This is a genomic window from Pseudomonas sp. lyk4-R2A-8, assembly GCF_030209095.1.
Classification (GTDB): domain Bacteria; phylum Pseudomonadota; class Gammaproteobacteria; order Pseudomonadales; family Pseudomonadaceae; genus Aquipseudomonas; species Aquipseudomonas quebecensis.
In genome coordinates, this window is sequence record NZ_JARVSS010000034.1 from 48,629 (window position 1) to 64,860 (window position 16,232).

The window sequence follows — 16,232 nt, forward strand, 5'->3', positions numbered from 1 at the left end:
GTGGCGGGAAGAAGCATCTTGAACTGTCAGAATAGTCTGACTCCCGCGCTTTGCACGGGAGTGTTCAGGGCAGGATCAACGCACCTTGAAACGACTCATCAGGCTGATGACTCGACCATTGGCCTCCAGCAGGCTTTGGGTATTGTTTTCGGTGGCATGGCCGCTTTGCACTAAGGCCTCAACCATTTGTCGGATCTGCACCATGCTGCGGTTGATCTCTTCGGTCACCGCGCTTTGCTGCTCGGCGGCCGTGGCGATCTGGGTGCTGAGGTTGTTGATATGGCTGACCGAGCCGGCCATCTCATCCAGTCCGGTGTTAACCCGCGCGGTGGCATCCGCCGCTGATTGGCAACTGGCCTGGGTGTTTTCCATGGCGGCGACCGACGAGTTTACCCCGGTAGTCAGGCGCGTAAGCATCTCGTTGATCTGCGAGGTACTGGCCTGGGTGCGTGCGGCGAGGGCGCGTACTTCGTCTGCTACCACCGCGAAGCCACGGCCCTGCTCGCCGGCCCGCGCGGCTTCGATGGCGGCGTTGAGGGCCAGCAGGTTGGTCTGGCCGGCGATTGCGCCGATCACCTCAAGGGTCTCGGTGATACGCGCGGCGTCCTGGCGCATGTTTTCCACGGTGTGCGTGGCGCTGGCGACTTCACCGATCAGGGCACCGACGCTGCTGGACGCTTCGCCCACCACCACGCGCGAGCGGTCGGCATGTTCGTTGGCGCGCTGGGTGAACGCGGCCGTTTCGGCAGCGTTCTGCGCAACGGTGTCGGCGGTGGAACTCATCTCGGTGATGGCGGTGACGGTCTGATCGGTTTCCGAGGCATGCCGTACCAGGATCTGGTTGGTCTGCGCCGACGTGCGCTGCAGTTGCTCAAGGCCGGTGGACATGGCCGCCGTGGCCTGGGTGACTTCGCCAATCATGTTTTGCAGGTACACGATGAAACGATTGACCGAATGGCCAATGGCGCCCAGTTCGTCTTCGGCGCGAATGGTGATGCGCCGCGTCAGGTCGGCATCGCCGGTGGACAGCGCGTCTATGTTGGCTTTGAGCGTCTTCATGCGCTGCACCAGCTTGCGGATCGCGTACGCGGCCAGCAGCACCAGCAGCAACACCATGGGGATCTGCAGCAGCGCCAGGGTGCCGAGTACGTCGTCACGCTGGGCGGTGATCAAGGAAGTGGGCAGGGCCGTGGCGAGGAACCACGGGGTGCCTTCGATGGGGCGCATATAGAAGGTGCTGGCGACGCCGCCGTTGTCGAATTCACTGCGCTGCAAACCTTGGTCGCGATGGGCGAGCGCCTTGCTGACCTGGCTGGCGAACGCCGAGGTGGCGGTGAGTTCGCTGATGTTCTTCAACACCACTGGGCTGTTCAGTCGCGTGCTGTTGCTGATGATCTTGCCGTCGCCTTCCACAATCAGCATTTGCCCGCTGATGTCTTTTTCCTTGCTGGCCACCAGCTCGTTGAAGAAGCCGAGTGTCACGTCGATGGTGGCCACGCCGTAGGCCGCGCCATCGCGCTGGATCGCCATGGCGCAGTTGGTGCGCGGCTCCTGGCTGGCATCGTCTTTATAAGCGGCGGCCCAGGCGCATTGACCGCGCGGCGAGGCCAGGCCGCCTTTGTACCAGCTCTGGTCGTAATAGTTAGGGGCAGGGTCGCTGTTCCAGAAGGTGTTGACCGCCAACTTGCCGGAGGCATCGCGGTGCCAGAACGTGCTGTGCTTATTGCGCCCCGGCGTACGCTGGTTGGGCAGCGGCCAGATGCCGCCGCCGAACACTTTGAGCTCGCCGTACTGGTCAACCAGACCAGGCAGGACTTTGTCGATGGCATCGCTGTCCAGCAGCGCAATGGTCTGGGTAATGCTGCGTTGCTGGGCCTGAACCTTGTTCAGTTCGCCCTGGATGGTTTTCGCCACTTCGTCGATGCGGTTGAGGACCACCTGTTCTTCGGTATGGCGCAACGTGGGCGCGACCAATTGGCCGATGCCGACGATCGTCAACACGAATAACACCAGGACGAACAACACCAGAAACAGGGTATAGCGGGCTTGAATGGAGCGCAGTGGGGGCATGGGATCGTCCTTACGAAGCGTTTATTGTCGACGCGGCTTTCTTGGAGCTTCGTAGGGGTATCGGCGAGGCGGGTAGGAGCTTTAGGTACGATGGTGCAAGAAAAGTCGAAGCACCGCTCAGCAACGGTGCTTTCTGGTCGGCGGTGTCAGATATCCAGCATCGCCATCACGGCCTCGGGGTAGCGCAGGCCGGCGGTTGCATCGGCCGGGAAAATCGCATCCAGCGTCGCCAGCTCTGACGGGCTCAGCACAACGGCCACCGCCGCCGCGTTTTCTTCCAGATAGCGCCGCTGCTTGGTACCGGGGATCGGAATGATGAAATCGCCTTGGGCCAGCACCCAGGCCAAGGCCAGTTGCCCGGCGCTCACGCCCTTGTCCGCGGCCAGGCTGCGCACGTGTTCGACCAATTGCAGGTTTTTCGTGAAGTTGTCGCCCTGGAATCGTGGGTTGGAGCGGCGATAGTCGTCGGCGCTGAAGTCGTCCGGACTGCGCAGTGCGCCGGTCAGAAAGCCGCGCCCCAGCGGGCTGTAGGGCACGAATGCGATCCCCAGGCGCTGGCAGGCCTGCAGGCAGCCGTTGCTTTCCTGGTCGCGGCTCCAGAGTGAATATTCGCTTTGCAGCGCGCTGATCGGATGGATTTTATGGGCCCGCTCCAAAGTGGCGGCGGAGGCTTCGCTGAGGCCGAGGTAACGCACCTTGCCCTGTTTGACCAGCTCGGCCATGGCGCCGACGCTTTCTTCGATGGTCACCTGTGGGTCAATGCGGTGCTGGTAATAGAGGTCGAGGGTTTCCACGCCCAGGCGTTGCAAGGTGCCGTCGATGGAGGCCCGGATGTATTCGGGGCTGCCGTCCACGCCGCGCGAGGCGGGGGTGGCCGGGTCGCGGATGATGCCGAATTTGCTGGCCAGGAACACCTGGTCGCGTTTGCCGGCGAACGCTTTGCCGAGCAACTGCTCATTGGTATGCGGGCCATACATGTCCGCCGTGTCGAAGAAGTTGATGCCCAGTTCCAGGGCGCGGTGCAGGGTGGCGGTGGCTTCGCGGGTGTCGCTGCCGGGGCTGTAGAAATCGCTCATGCCCATGCAGCCCAGGCCAATAGCGGAGACGAGGGGGCCGTGGGTGCCAAGTTGACGGGTTTGCATCGATGCTGCTCCTGGATGGGGTAGGGCGCCATTGTTATCCTCGACAAAAACAAGATAAACAGGCTAAAAGCGCTATCACTGTTTGTAATTTCTAAATAATCGGCGAGGAATTTCCTTGGATCGCTTCAATGCCATGCGCGTATTCACGCGAATCGTCGAACTGGGCGGCTTCGCCAAAGCCGCCGATAGCCTGCAACTGCCGCGCGCGTCGGTGACGATCCTGATCAAGCAGTTGGAAGCGCACCTGGGCGTGCAGCTGCTGCAACGCACCACGCGGCAGGTCAGTCCGACCCCGGACGGCACGGCGTACTACCAGCGCTGCGTGCAATTGCTGACGGACCTGGAGGAAACCGAGGCGGTGTTTTCCACACGCCGACAGAACCCTCGCGGCATTTTAAGTGTGGACATGCCCTCCGGCATCGGCCGCTTGATTGTGATTCCGGCGCTGCCGGCCTTCACCGCGCGCTACCCGCAGATCGAGCTGGATATCGGCTTGAACGACCGCCCCGTGGATTTGATCCGCGAAGGCGTGGACTGCGTGTTGCGCGGCGGCGCGGCGCTGGATGAGTCGTTGGTGTCGCGGCCGCTGGCGCTGATGGACCAGTTGACCCTGGCGAGCCCGGCGTACCTGGAACGTACCGGCATGCCCGCCGATCTTGACGACCTGGCCGGTCATCACATGGTCGAGTATGTCTCCAGCGCCAGTGGCAAGCGCTTCGGCCTGGAGTTTCAGGTTGGCAACGATGTGCGTGCGCTGGATCTGCCCAAGCGGGTGGCGGTCAATAGCTCCGACGGTTACTTCGCCGCGTGCGAAGCCGGCTACGGCTTGATACAGGCCCCGTATTACCACGCGGTGCGGCAACTGGCCGAGGGCCGCCTGGTGGAAGTCCTGCCCCAGGTGGCTGTGCCAAAAATGGCCCTGACGGCGCTGTACCCGCCCCATCGCCAGTTATCGTTGCGGGTGCGGGTGTTCGTCGACTGGCTGGTTGAACTGTGTGCCGGGCCGGGCACCGGCCTGCTGCGCGAGCCGCCGGGGCAAGCCAAAGCGTTGCATCGCCTGTAACATAGCCGGCCTGCGCCGATCGTGGCCGGTCAGCGCCTTTCATTTTTCAGGTCCAGGAACTTGTCATGACTCACAAGCAACGTTTGAAATACTCGATTCTGATCGTTCTCGCGGTACTGGCGACCATGTTTGGCCTGTCGTACCTGCAGAGCACCGGCGTGATCAGCGAGAAGGCGTTCCAGACCATCGCCATCGTAGTCGCGGTGGTTGTGGTGGTGCTCAACGGCATCATGCGGCGCAAGGTCAAGCCCTGAATCAGGTACGGCTGTCGAGCACCTTGGCGGCTTCTTCATGGAGGCTGTAGCTTTTATCCGCATTGAGGGTGATCACGCCCTCGCTGCACAGCCGCTTGAGCACTTCACGCACGCTGAGAAATGACAACGGAATGCCCAGTGCCAGCAGATGGCTGTGCACACCGCGTACGCCGAGGCTGCGCTGGTTGTCGGCGGCGGTGAGCAGGGCGTCGATGACCTTCAGCCGAATCAGGCTGGTGCGCAGGCCGAAACACTTGAGCAGATAACGAATTCGTTGGTTGCCTTGCTGCTCCGGCGTCTTGTCGTAGGCCGGGGTGCCATTGCCGAACTTGGCGTCGGCGGCCGAGAGATGTCCGTCCGTGGGCACTTGCGGGTTGTACATGCAAAAACTCCTTATCAGAGCCTGATCAGGAAAATGATGGCGCTCTTATTCAATAAGACGAACGAGCCGGTGAAATCATGAAGCGCGGGATGTAGAAATTTCGTCGGTATCGGTTTTGTCACACTCTGCGGGCTAAATTCCGCGCGTTGATGTGCGTTCTTACGGTGGGGTGGTTGCCCCGCGTGAAGACGTTCATTTGACGGCGGAGTCGGTGTGATTATTAACAACAAGTTGTCCAGGGTATGTGCGCTCGCAGTGTTGCTGGGCGCCAGCCTGGCCGTGTCGGCGCGCGAGCAGGTGACGCAGGCGCAGATCCAGCGTACCGGTTTCGGCGTGCCGCATATCCGCGCCAACGATGAGCGTGGCCTGGGCTACGGCATCGGTTACGCCTATGCCCAGGACAACCTGTGCCTGTTGGCCAACGAGGTGGTGACGGTCAACGGTGAGCGCGCGCGCTACTTCGGCCCGGACCAGTCGACCCTGGAAGAACGCAACAACCTGGCCAGCGATGTGTTCTTCAACTGGTTGAACACACCGGCCGCCGTGACCGCGTTCTGGACGGCGCAGAGCCCACAGATCCAGCAGCGCATTGAAGGTTATGTCGCGGGCTATAACCGTTACCTGCAAGAACACGGCGCGCCGGCCCAATGCCACGGCGAGTGGGTCAGGCCATTGGTGGCCGGCGATCTGGTCAAGTTGACGCGGCGTCTGTTGGTCGAAGGCGGTGTCGGCCAATTCGCCGAGGCGCTGGTGGGCGCGACGCCGCCCAACGCCAGCGCCGCAGTACAGCCCGACGCCAAGGCCTTTGCAGTGGCCGCTGCGCAACAACAACGTTTCAGCCTGGATCGCGGCAGCAACGCGGTAGCGGTGGGGCGCGACCGATCGTTCAACGGGCGCGGCATGTTGTTGGCCAACCCGCATTTCCCGTGGGTCGGCGGTATGCGCTTTTATGAGATGCACCTGACCATCCCCGGCCAGCTTGATGTCATGGGGGCCGCGTTGCCGGGGTTGCCGGTGATCAATATCGGTTTCAACCAGCATGTGGCATGGACCCATACGGTCGACACGTCCAAGCACTTTACCCTCTACCGCTTGACCCTGGACCCCAAGGACGCCACGCGCTATCTGCTCGACGGTCAATCGATCCCCCTGGATAAAACCGCAGTGACGGTCAAGGTCAAGCAGGCCGACGGCAGCGTCAAAGAGGTGAGTCACACCCTCTACAGCTCGCAATTCGGCCCGGTGGTGCAATGGCCCGGCAAGCTCGACTGGGATGCGCATTACGCCTTCAGCCTGCGCGACGCCAACCTGGGTAACGACCGCGTGCTGCAGCAGTGGTACGCCATGAACCGCGCCACCAGCCTCAAGGCGCTGCAAACGTCGGTGCAGACCTTGCAAGGCATCCCGTGGGTCAACACCGTGGCCGCCGATGACCAGGGCCAGAGCCTGTACATGAACCTGTCGGTGGTGCCTAACGTCAGCGCGGCCAAGTTGGCCAGCTGCAGCGACCCACGCGCCGGTTTGCAGATGATTGTGCTGGACGGCGCCCACAGCGCCTGCGCCTGGGAGGTCGACCCGGATGCCGCCCAGCCGGGAATATTCCCCGCCGACCAACTGCCGCAGTTGCAACGCAGCGACTACGTCCAGCATTCCAATGACTCAGCCTGGCTGGCCAACCCGCAGGCGCCGTTGACGGGCTTCTCGCCGCTGATCAGCCAGGACCGCATCGGCCTCGGTCCGCGTGCGCGCTTCGCCCTGGAGCGTCTGCACAGCCTGGGCAATCGCCCGATAGGCGTGGCCGACCTGCGCAACATGGTGATGGATAACGAGGTGTACCTGGCCGGCCAGGTCATGCCGGATCTGCTTGAGTTCTGCGCCAAGCGCCTCGCGGCAGATGCGCAGGCCTTGCAACCCCTGTGTACCAGCCTGAAGAATTGGGACCGCCACGCCAATCTAGACAGCGGCGTGGGCCTGGTGCACTTCATCAACCTGATGAACCACCTGCAGCCGATGCCCGACGCCTGGCGCGTGGCATTCGACCCGGCCCAACCGCTCACCACCCCACGCGGCCTGGCCATTGATCGCGCACCGGTAGCCAACGCGCTGCGCGCCGCCATGCTGGCCTCTACTGCCGATGTCGCCAAGCGCGGGCTGAGCGCCACCAGCATCTGGGGGGATGTGCAGCTCTCCGGGCAAACCCCGATCCACGGCGGCCCGCAGGAACTGGGGATCTACAACGCCATGCAAAGCGTGCCTCGCGCCGACGGCAAGCGTGAAGTGGTCAGCGGCAGCAGCTACCTGCAAATCGTCACCTTCGACGACCAGGGGCCCCATGCCGAAGGCCTGCTGGCGTTCTCCCAATCCAGCAACCCGGCCTCTCCCTATTTCAAGGACCAGACCCAGGCATTCTCCGGCAAAACCCTCAGCCCGTTACCGTTCACCGAGGCCCAGATCCACGCCGACCCCCAGTACCGCCAGCAGGTCATTCAGGAGTCCTCCAGCCCCGCAACGCCTTGATGCCAGGACGAAATATTTTTGAAATCAAGGGGTTGCAGGCCCCGGCAAATGAGTACATAATGGCGCCCATCGAACGCATAGAAGCTTTAAAAACTTCAATGTATTCAATGAGTTAGAGTAGAGGCAGGCTTCACGTAGCCCACTCAAGTTTGCATGCGGTGAGTGCCAGCACTAAGGGCATTGATCGTTTGAGGCCGAGTAGCAAAATGGTTATGCAGCGGATTGCAAATCCGCCTACGCCGGTTCGATTCCGACCTCGGCCTCCACTCTTAGAAGCCCCGTAGATTAACGTCTACGGGGTTTTTTATTGTCTGGGATTTGGTCATCGCTTCCGCAATTTTTCTGATCGCTTCCGCAACCCTACCTTTTTTCGGGTAATTCAAGACGCCGTTATCGGTATGCCTCTCCTCGATTGGACGTGGGATTGTGCTCGAGACTAAGGAGCCTAAGCGTCCACTAACGGCCAGAAGCAGTCACCTGCTGCCCGCATCAATTTCTTGGCCTGCCCCCGAGGGTTCTGCGATCATCCGCTCGATAGCGAGTTTACGTCGACGATGCAGAACTCAACGACGAACTCGCGGATGATCATCGACGATGACGACCAAGCCGACCAAGAGGGCTGGGAAGCAATATCAAGCACAGGAACGACGACTGATCTGGGTGGAATATGTCGCACTGGGAACGATCGAGACTTGACCAGCTAGAGCGTGGGGTAGCGATTACCCCAAAGCTGCTAGGCCCGACGACAAGAAATAGGCCCTGAATAAGAACGTTAAAATAAATCCATTCTATGGAACAGAATAAAATGCCCATAAAGCTAGACGCTGTAAAAATTGAAAACTTCAAAGCAATAAAAGAAGCAACAATCCCATTATCAACAGGGTTAACCGTACTCGTCGGGCAAAACAGTTCAGGGAAGTCATCTGCATTACAGGCAATACATTGGGCCTGTAGATGCGTAGCAAACCCTAAGGTAGTTAGAAACCAATCACGAAGCATCTCTGCTCACGATTTTGATTTCAACCCAACAATACAAATACGCACAGTTGGGAACAACCAAGAACTCAGACAAGGCAGAGGAGAAAATCCGGAGGTATCAGTCAAGGTCACATTCAGTCACTCCACAAACGATGGTCAACAAGAAAATCTTGAGTCCATAGTTAAAATCAGCCAAGGGAATAACGAAGCTGTCAAGGTTGATCTCAGTAACGACTCTATTAATGCTGACTTTTATACAATACTCTCCGATCAGAACCGCCCTTTTTCAAGCTACATACCTGGCCTAGCCGGTGTACCTCTAGCCGAGGAAAAACGCTCCCGACTTCCAGTTTTAAAACAGGCCGCAAGCGGAGATGCCAACACCGTTTTAAGAAACATTCTCTTGCTGATCAAAGATGACCCACGCGACGATGTTTCCATTGAAAAATTATCCGAGCTTTGCTCAAAGGTTCTAGGAGCTATAAAAATAAAGGTAGAGTTTGACGAAATAAGGCACTCAGAGATAAATGCAAAAATCCAAACATCTTCAATGGCAGAGGATTACTGGACGCCTTTAGAGATGGCTGGAACGGGCGTTTTACAATGCATTCAAATATTCGCCTACATCATACTCTACCGGCCACAACTGCTACTAATTGATGAACCAGATGCCCACCTCCATCCGGATAGGCAAGAAAATTTAATTCTAGCACTTGCCGAAGTTGTCAATAAATATGAAATGTCGGTTGTGTTAACCACTCACAGCCCAAACGTTGTTAGAGCGATGCCAATAAGTGCGCAGATAGTTTGGATGAACGAAGGGGCAGTGCACGAGGAAGACGGCGACAATATACGGCAGCGCATGGGCTGGGGAATCCTTGACAAAAAAATAATACTAATAACAGAAGATGGAAAGCCCGCAGAGCTAAAATCCATACTAAAGCAATGGCCGCAACTTGAGAGAGCAGTATCTGTCTGGCCGGTATCCGGGAGTAAATCGCTGCCAACGCTGAATGCTTGTGAATCACTATTAAACATGACATGCATGCCTCACATAGTATTACACCGCGACGGGGATTTTATGACCCCAAAAGAGAGGGCCGAATTAAAGAAGAAATATGATCATGCTAATGTAACCTTATGGATTACTGATGATACAGACATTGAATCTCTATTTCTTAACCCTGAGCGCATTGCAAGAATTTACGAAATTGAAATAGAAGAAGTAAACCGACTATACGAAGAAATATTCAATGAGAACGCTATCGGCTTTGAAGACAAATTCGTAGGCAAGCGTCAAGATATAGCAGAAGACAGGCGCATCTATCAAAAAAGAGATGACGCAACAAAGGCAGCTACAGCGAAACAGGAAATACCTCTAGGAGAGGGAGGTCTTGGCAGAGTGCTAGGAAAAGACTTCTCTAAAAAACTCAAAGAAAAACTTGCGCAGCAAAAAAAAGACGCTTCAATTATTTTTAGCATTCATGACAACGAAAACAACATAGGACTGTCACTACAACACATCCTAAATGCTGCACTAGCGCACTGACAGGGCTGCAGCAAAGGGGCAGATTTATTTACTGGTTCACCGTCCGCTTCTGGCCGTTTTATGCCTCTCGCCAGGGGCAGCAATCGGCCAAAAGCGGACGCTTATCGGCGCATGATCGAACTAAGTGCCGCCGGCGCCATAAAATTAATGTCTGACCAGTATTTTGCGCACCTAGAAGAAGCACGCGGAAGGGGTTCAACCTGAGGCAGGCTTTTAGTGATATTTTTAATACTCGGCCAATTTGAATCCCAAAACAATTAACCGCAGGAAAGAGTATGTCCGACATACCCATGATTAAATCGACGGAAGTGTTCTCTCGCCTTAGTGCATTTCATCCCAGTATCGAAGTTTGGCCAGATAGCGAGTTTTCGAATGATGGGTATGCTTACTACTGGTTGGTGGCGCACAGCGATGGCGCGACCCGTATGCTTTCCTATGTCCGCTGCAAAGACGGTGGCTGCGAGCAGCGCACCTATGATGTTGAGGGCGATGATCTTTGGATCCCAGCTGGAACGGCCGTGACCTGACAATTCATTCAAGCCGACACCGCTTCGCGGCTTGGCTTAATTCTCAGGTGTTAGGGACTGCTTTTGGCCGTTTTCTGCCTATCGTATAGGTAGCAACGGGTCATTTCGTAGGCTTCACAATTTCACCGACTCTCCGATATACCTTCTTGGTCATTTCCTCTGTGGAGTGACCTAGTAGGCGGCTCGCGTGCGTCAACTCGATCTCGCTAGCAGCTTTTGGCCGGATATCCTTGAACTGAAACTGACGAATGCTCGTCGCCAGCGCAGGATCACCATCAGCTAACGCTTTGATTGCTGCCTTCTCTCGTGCGTCGTCCCACCGATTACGCAGCATCTGCTGGCTCATGCGAAGTCCAGAAGCGTTTGTTATCAAGGTTGACGTGCGGACTCCATTGACGGCTCTGCGTTCTTGCAGGTCGTCGATAAAGCTACTCAGTCCGGATTGGATTCCGGCATCCTCCAAACGAAGACGGAGACGTTTTTCGGTCTTGCCCTGACCAATCAGCAAAAAGCCATTGTTCAAGTCGGTGGCTGCAATCTTGAGCACATCGGCGGGACGTTGGCCGGTCAGGTAGGCCAGATCCATTGCGTCCTTGAGCTCCTGTACCGCTTCCGCGTATACCGCGTTCCATACGGTTTCACCGGCATAATAGTCCCGTGGCTTTTCCTTGTTGCGGCGAACGCCAAAGCAAGGGTTTGCTTTGTCAGTCACCCCCCATTCGCGTGCAATGGTAAATGCATGGGAGAGCAGAGCGATCTCACGGTTGGCCCTCACCTTTGCCGTCCTGGCGTCACGGTACTGCGCTACTACTTGAGGCGTTATCGACTCAATGGGGGCGCTCTCAAATGCTCTTCTGAGTTGCTTAAGTTCTTTGCGGTTGTCTGACTGGGTGCGAATCGACTTGCCCGGGATGATTTCCTTTTCGTAGCGATCAAATACATAGCTCATCAGATGATTGGGCTTCGGTGGTGTCTTGCGTTCCAGTCTGGCCCACTCCACTTTGGCCTGATCGAGGTCAGTACCAAGTGGGATTTCCTTCCGCTTCCCGTCGGCAGTCCTTCCGTCGTAGTAATACGATGTCCAAGTCTTTCCACTCTTACCCTTGCGAATGCGCCGTATCATCCGTGGCGGCAAATCTCGATTGGCTCTACTTTTCTGGCGCATTAGTCAGCTCACATTTGCGAGGTCGAGCGACCAGGTTTCAGTCACGACATTGGCAGCGGAAGGTTTGACGCCTGACAGTTTCAGTCGGGCATAAACCCGACCTACTATTGGGCGGCGCGCGCGAGTCAGAACAAACTCCCAGCGGTTTTCGGTCAACCAGTGAATTTGCTTAGAAGGGATTTGATAGCCGGTGATGGTCGCCAATTCTTCGTCGGCCAGCATTTCGCTTTGGAATTCCATCATGCGGCTCTCCCGATAAGACCTGTGGGCCCATCACATCGGCCTGTTTTCTTCTCTTGAGGTACCTCGATAGTGGCAAAAGCATGCGTATACCCCAAGGCAGGCTGCGCGAGCGAGCGTTGCGAAGTGGTTAGCGTTGCATCACTGAGCGCTGCCCCGCGCAGCTTTTCGTGGGGTATAAGTGCCTCGGCAGTGGCGCTGGGAGGAGCAATAATGCCTGCTGCTACGCAGCAGAGACTGTTTGTTTCTAGGGTGTTGACGCTACCTGCAGTGCGGAGCAAAGCGGGCTGGGCATTGGCGTTGTCCTGGTGGTTCTTCATGCCGCTTTCCTCCGGTGTTCAATAGCGAGTTGGTCCATCAGGCGCTGGTGGTAGGTGTTGCGTGCCTCTGCGGCAGGCCATGGACGGATGATTTCAACCATGGGCTCGATGCCGACCAAACAATCCCAGATAGCCGGATCGGTTGGCATGAGGTCGCGGCGCTCGGTGGCCAGCGCAATCAGGTCAGCCTGGTGTATGCATGCGGGTAGATCTAAGGCCAGGTCGAAGCGCTCACAGATGCGCCCCCAAACGACGTCCTCAAATCCTCGGTAGTCGGGCATCCACTGTTTCAGTGGCCGGGTCATATCGCCCAGGTACGCCTCGGTCGCATCGTGGAGCAGGGCCGCTAACTTGTGTTCTTCCGGCACCAGCTCGGCGACGATGCAGCTGTGTTGTGCCACGCTGTAAAACTCGCGAGTGTGGCCATTGAATCGACACAATTGGGCCAACGAGTGCGATATGTCCCGTGGGTCGATCATGTCGGCGTCTGGCTCGTACAGGTTGAAGTGCTTACCGGTGAACGTGAGGATGAAGTTCATGCTGCATCCTCCAGAGTGAATGGATCCAGCAGGGCAGCCATGCCCAGAGCCTTGTCACGTAAGGCAAGTGCTTGCGTTGCCTGGCTCTCGGATCTCACTGCTCTGAAGGTGTCAGCCGCAAGCTTCAGCTTTTCGGCGATGGCTAACAGGGTGAGTCGATCTTGTGGTTGAAGATCCAAGATAAGTTGCAGGCGCCGGCATCGCTCGGTGACTTGCTCAAGTTCGGTAGCGCTTGCTGAATCGCCCCGGTCTATCCCTTCCATAAAACCCTGAGCGTGGCCATCCTCATAGCCCTCGGCTCGACCATCCGTTAAGCCGCCCTTGTAGCCGACCCAGTAGAGGATCCCAAGCGCGATAACGATGCTGATCAGTGCGTATATATGAATTGCAGTCATGTGGTGTGCTCCTGGTGTTGTTGGCTGGTGGTGGCAGCCGTTGGGGATTACTAGCCTTGCTCGGTTGAGTCGGTTTCTGGACGCGGCATGTCTTCATCTGCTCGGTAAGCGCGGATGTCGATCAGGGCGGCTACGTGCTTGATATGGGCGTACTTTGGTGCCTTACGGCTGTTTACCAGGGTTGTCATAGGCAGCTGAATGCGGCCGGTGGCGATCTCTGCTGCAAAAGAGTCTTTGTTGAGGTTTCGAAAGTACCGCTCACGCACCTTTTCAACGGGGATCAATACGTCTCCGAATGTCCGGTACAGCAGTTCGACTGTTGCGGGATCAGGTGCGGGCAGCAGCCGCAATGGCTGCTGGTCGGCGTGAGCACTCATTCGGCCTCCGGCTTGCAAAGGGCGTGCGCCTTGTTTCGAGGGCTCGATAGCAGCGTGATCAGTGCAGGATCAATCAGTGTGTGGTCCATTGTGTTTCTTCCGTTGGGGGTGATTCCAGGCATTCAGGCAGTGGCGTTTGGTCAACTCCCGCAGATGCTCCGGCACTTCGAGGAGCGCGGCGTTGCGCTCCTCGCGTGTACGCATGGCTATGATCTGGCGGGCGTACTCCCTAGGCCACGTCACGGTTGTCTGCCGGAATGGCTGGCAGTTCGAGGCTTAGCTGTTCAGCGAGCCAGCGAATACCGGCCTGCCGGACCTTGGTCGACTGGCTGTACTGCATGCCGGCGGTTTCGTGGAACCAGTTGCTGTTCTTGACTCGCAAATACTCGCGATCACGCACGGGGAAAGCCGGTAGGTTGCGATCATTGAGCAAGCCTTTTTCACGCATGAGCGAGATGAGCTTGGGGCGGGTGAGGCCGAAGTATTTAGCGGCTTTTTCCAGGCTACGTTCCATTGCGACCTCCTATGCTGCATGCGCGGCGGGGGTCGCCGTGTCAGCGAGGTGGGTGATGGACTCGGCAACCATGGAGTAAATCTCGGCGTCAGTCCCACACACCGTGAAGCACTTGGTGCGAGGTTTCCTGACGCCGATGCTCATGATGGTCGTGATGCCGGTGCGGGTTTTGTTGCGATGGATAGCCAGGTTGATCGGTTGCTCGAAACCCATATCGAGGCTGAGCGCACCGCCGGTTTGCACCAAGTCGAACACACGCTGCTTGTGTTCGATCTCGAAAACACCGTAGCGCCTGTCTGCATGCGGCAGAGTTGAATCGCCAGGGCTGGTTGGTCCGTTAACAATCTCCTCAATGAAGTCCGCAAGCTTGAGGTGCATTTTTTTGCTGTTGGTCAGGGTCAGCGTGTGGCGTTCGCTGCCCAGTTCAACAGTAAAGTGGGTATCGACTTTGCGACGTTCAACTTTCAGGCGGAACGCCAGGGCGTCACGCTGAACTTCAGCACGCAGAAGATGATTGAAGGTCTCGGTCAAATTGACCTGGGCCTTGAGTAGGGTCAGCGTGCGGTTGTCTAGTTTGTACTTGCTCATGCTGCTTGCCCTCCGCCATTCGGATCGAATGGCGCGGGTGCGGAGCGCTGTTTCAGCTTGGGTTTGGACGCGATGAAAGCGCAGCCGAGGTCTTGTGCCAGGCGGCGAATTTCAAAGATTCGGGAGGGATTAGCAGCGGCCGGGTGGACGTGCAGGGTTGCTGTGGTGTGCATGATGTTGCCTCGCTCTGTGGTGGAAGAGTGAGGCAAATATCAACCATTGGTTAAATCATGTCAACAACTGGCGGATGATGTTTCTGGGTTTCTGCTTCTCTTGTATCGAAAGCTAGGGGTCACTCGGGTGTGAAGGTCCCAATAACTTTTCCACAAATCTGCATGTCTTCAGTCAATTCCATGATCGGATACTGCGGGTTGATGGGCTTAAGGTAGTGCTTCCCAGCGTCCTGTACCAAGACTTTGAACGTCGCTTCGTTGGTGCTTGGTAATGTCGCTATGACCCGATCACCGTTATTAACAGCCAGCTCAGGATCTACAAAGATAACTGACCCTGCTGGATAGCTTCTACCAGGCCCATTGTTTGTCATCGAGTCTCCAACGACCCGTAATGCATATCCGGACTTGCTGATATTGACAGGGCAGGGGAGCCAAAGCTCCGCATCAAATGATTCGACACTGGCATCCATTTCGCACCATGAACCGGCTTGTACCCATGAAATCAATGGTACTAGGCCCATTTTGGCACTGGTGGTTGGAACGTTGTCTACGTTGCTGCCCAGGCTTCTAGGTGTCGCTTCATCGGGGAATACAGGCATTACGCCATGCTCAAGCCACTCTCTACGAACCCCTAGCCAATCTGATAGTGCCGTGAGGCTATCTACTTCAGGCATGGCTGCACCGTTGAGCCATTTGCTGACCGCTTGAGGTGTCTTTATGACGCCTTTGGATTTGAGATGCGCACGGACGTCTGCGCCGCGCCCATGCTGGCGGACATTATTAGTGTCCAGGGCGGCGTGGAGCCGTTCGGCGAACATGTGGCGTAAGCTTTCTTTATCAATCATAGGTTGATGATCACATAGAAGTTGCTAATCCGTCAGTTGACCTTTACTATCAACCAACAGTTGAATTGAGGGCTTTAAGTTGAACCCGTCAGACTTTCCAAATGCCATCGCGTTCGCTTTTGAAGCGGTGGGGGGCATCGGCGCAGCTGCCAGGGTCTGCAACCGTAGCTACCAAGCGCTGAATAAATGGCGTCTGGCAGCGAGCCTGCCGCGAACCGATTACACCGGTGAAACCCAGTACGCCAAGCTTTTGGCGAATGCTGCGGAGCAAAAGGGCAATGCTTTTGATGCGGCTTGGTTGCTTCATGCGTCGACCCCACAAAAAAATGCAGCATAGATAGAAAAAGGGCGACCCAAGGGCCGCCCAGTTCCTCCCGGCACACACCACCACAGTGCTGTCGGGTCGCGATGAAGGCAGGAGGGCACACCACATGCAAACCACCTCACTTTCTCGCGCTTCCAAGACACGGATGTCTTGGGTTGCTGCCTTTTCCACCACAGATTAGGCAGCTGTTGCGCCAGAGGTGAGAGACGGATCGCTCACCTCGGCACGGTGCCGGTTTCGATCTTGAGGATCTTGCCGGCGTTCAAGCC

Annotated in this window: 17 protein-coding genes and 1 tRNA gene; 7 read left to right on the top strand and 11 right to left on the bottom strand. The window is 57.0% G+C overall.

The window, feature by feature from the left end:
* Positions 1 to 75 precede the first annotated feature (75 nt).
* Both QRN10_RS23525 and QRN10_RS23530 read right to left on the bottom strand, forming a co-directional pair.
* A complete protein-coding gene (locus QRN10_RS23525; protein WP_181077794.1) occupies positions 76 to 2,070 on the bottom strand; it encodes a methyl-accepting chemotaxis protein in 1,995 nt (664 codons plus the stop codon).
* A 146-nt stretch (positions 2,071 to 2,216) separates the two neighbouring features.
* A complete protein-coding gene (locus QRN10_RS23530) occupies positions 2,217 to 3,212 on the bottom strand; it encodes an aldo/keto reductase (protein ID WP_253507864.1) in 996 nt (331 codons plus the stop codon).
* 115 nt (positions 3,213 to 3,327) lie between these two features.
* Here QRN10_RS23530 and QRN10_RS23535 point away from each other — a divergent pair, with 115 nt between their 5' ends.
* Together QRN10_RS23535 and QRN10_RS23540 are read left to right on the top strand one after the other, a co-directional pair.
* Complete coding sequence (locus tag QRN10_RS23535; protein WP_285429266.1) at positions 3,328 to 4,275, top strand: LysR family transcriptional regulator; 948 nt, start codon at positions 3,328 to 3,330, stop codon at positions 4,273 to 4,275.
* 65 nt (positions 4,276 to 4,340) lie between these two features.
* Positions 4,341 to 4,529 (top strand): hypothetical protein, encoded by a 189-nt coding sequence (locus QRN10_RS23540; RefSeq protein WP_181077789.1) that lies wholly within the window; start codon positions 4,341 to 4,343, stop codon positions 4,527 to 4,529.
* A gap of 1 nt (position 4,530) precedes the next feature.
* On the opposite strand, the gene QRN10_RS23545 is transcribed toward QRN10_RS23540, so the two are convergent.
* Complete coding sequence (locus tag QRN10_RS23545; RefSeq protein ID WP_181077788.1) at positions 4,531 to 4,911, bottom strand: fe2+ zn2+ uptake regulation protein; 381 nt, start codon at positions 4,909 to 4,911, stop codon at positions 4,531 to 4,533.
* A 213-nt stretch (positions 4,912 to 5,124) separates the two neighbouring features.
* Between QRN10_RS23545 and pvdQ the strand changes: the two genes are divergently transcribed.
* The 4 genes from pvdQ to QRN10_RS23565 all read left to right on the top strand — a co-directional run bounded on the left by pvdQ (position 5,125) and on the right by QRN10_RS23565 (position 10,482).
* Complete coding sequence (pvdQ, locus tag QRN10_RS23550) at positions 5,125 to 7,428, top strand: bifunctional acylase PvdQ (RefSeq protein WP_285429267.1); 2,304 nt, start codon at positions 5,125 to 5,127, stop codon at positions 7,426 to 7,428.
* A gap of 192 nt (positions 7,429 to 7,620) precedes the next feature.
* Positions 7,621 to 7,694: transfer RNA gene (locus QRN10_RS23555), tRNA-Cys, on the top strand.
* 524 nt (positions 7,695 to 8,218) lie between these two features.
* Complete coding sequence (locus QRN10_RS23560; protein ID WP_285429268.1) at positions 8,219 to 9,955, top strand: ATP-dependent nuclease; 1,737 nt, start codon at positions 8,219 to 8,221, stop codon at positions 9,953 to 9,955.
* Between the two features lie 275 nt (positions 9,956 to 10,230).
* Entirely contained in the window at positions 10,231 to 10,482 is a 252-nt protein-coding gene (locus QRN10_RS23565; protein ID WP_285429269.1) for a hypothetical protein, read from the top strand.
* Between the two features lie 100 nt (positions 10,483 to 10,582).
* Here the strand turns inward: QRN10_RS23565 and QRN10_RS23570 are convergent, their stop codons facing one another.
* The 8 genes from QRN10_RS23570 to QRN10_RS23605 all read right to left on the bottom strand — a co-directional run bounded on the left by QRN10_RS23570 (position 10,583) and on the right by QRN10_RS23605 (position 15,638).
* Positions 10,583 to 11,647 carry a tyrosine-type recombinase/integrase gene (locus tag QRN10_RS23570; protein WP_285429270.1) on the bottom strand — a complete coding sequence of 355 codons (1,065 nt, stop codon included), beginning with the start codon at positions 11,645 to 11,647 and terminating at the stop codon, positions 10,583 to 10,585.
* 3 nt (positions 11,648 to 11,650) lie between these two features.
* Positions 11,651 to 11,887 carry a DUF4224 domain-containing protein gene (locus QRN10_RS23575; protein WP_285429287.1) on the bottom strand — a complete coding sequence of 79 codons (237 nt, stop codon included), beginning with the start codon at positions 11,885 to 11,887 and terminating at the stop codon, positions 11,651 to 11,653.
* 316 nt (positions 11,888 to 12,203) lie between these two features.
* Positions 12,204 to 12,746, bottom strand: coding sequence for a hypothetical protein (locus QRN10_RS23580; protein ID WP_056845409.1), 543 nt, complete (start codon positions 12,744 to 12,746; stop codon positions 12,204 to 12,206).
* Complete coding sequence (locus QRN10_RS23585; protein ID WP_285429271.1) at positions 12,743 to 13,141, bottom strand: hypothetical protein; 399 nt, start codon at positions 13,139 to 13,141, stop codon at positions 12,743 to 12,745. Before QRN10_RS23585 ends, QRN10_RS23580 begins: the two co-directional genes overlap by 4 nt.
* A 50-nt stretch (positions 13,142 to 13,191) precedes the next feature.
* Positions 13,192 to 13,518, bottom strand: a complete 327-nt coding sequence (locus tag QRN10_RS23590) for a pyocin activator PrtN family protein (RefSeq protein ID WP_285429272.1) — start codon at positions 13,516 to 13,518, stop codon at positions 13,192 to 13,194.
* 229 nt (positions 13,519 to 13,747) lie between these two features.
* Entirely contained in the window at positions 13,748 to 14,032 is a 285-nt protein-coding gene (locus QRN10_RS23595; RefSeq protein WP_046071173.1) for a phage antirepressor KilAC domain-containing protein, read from the bottom strand.
* A 9-nt stretch (positions 14,033 to 14,041) separates the two neighbouring features.
* Complete coding sequence (locus QRN10_RS23600; RefSeq protein ID WP_124428823.1) at positions 14,042 to 14,620, bottom strand: hypothetical protein; 579 nt, start codon at positions 14,618 to 14,620, stop codon at positions 14,042 to 14,044.
* 292 nt (positions 14,621 to 14,912) lie between these two features.
* Positions 14,913 to 15,638, bottom strand: coding sequence for a LexA family protein (locus QRN10_RS23605; protein ID WP_285429273.1), 726 nt, complete (start codon positions 15,636 to 15,638; stop codon positions 14,913 to 14,915).
* A 79-nt stretch (positions 15,639 to 15,717) separates the two neighbouring features.
* On the opposite strand from QRN10_RS23605, the gene QRN10_RS23610 reads away from it, so the two are divergent.
* On the top strand, positions 15,718 to 15,975 hold the full coding sequence (locus QRN10_RS23610) for a hypothetical protein (protein ID WP_232103923.1): 258 nt from the start codon (positions 15,718 to 15,720) through the stop codon (positions 15,973 to 15,975).
* The last annotated feature ends 257 nt before the right edge of the window (positions 15,976 to 16,232 follow it).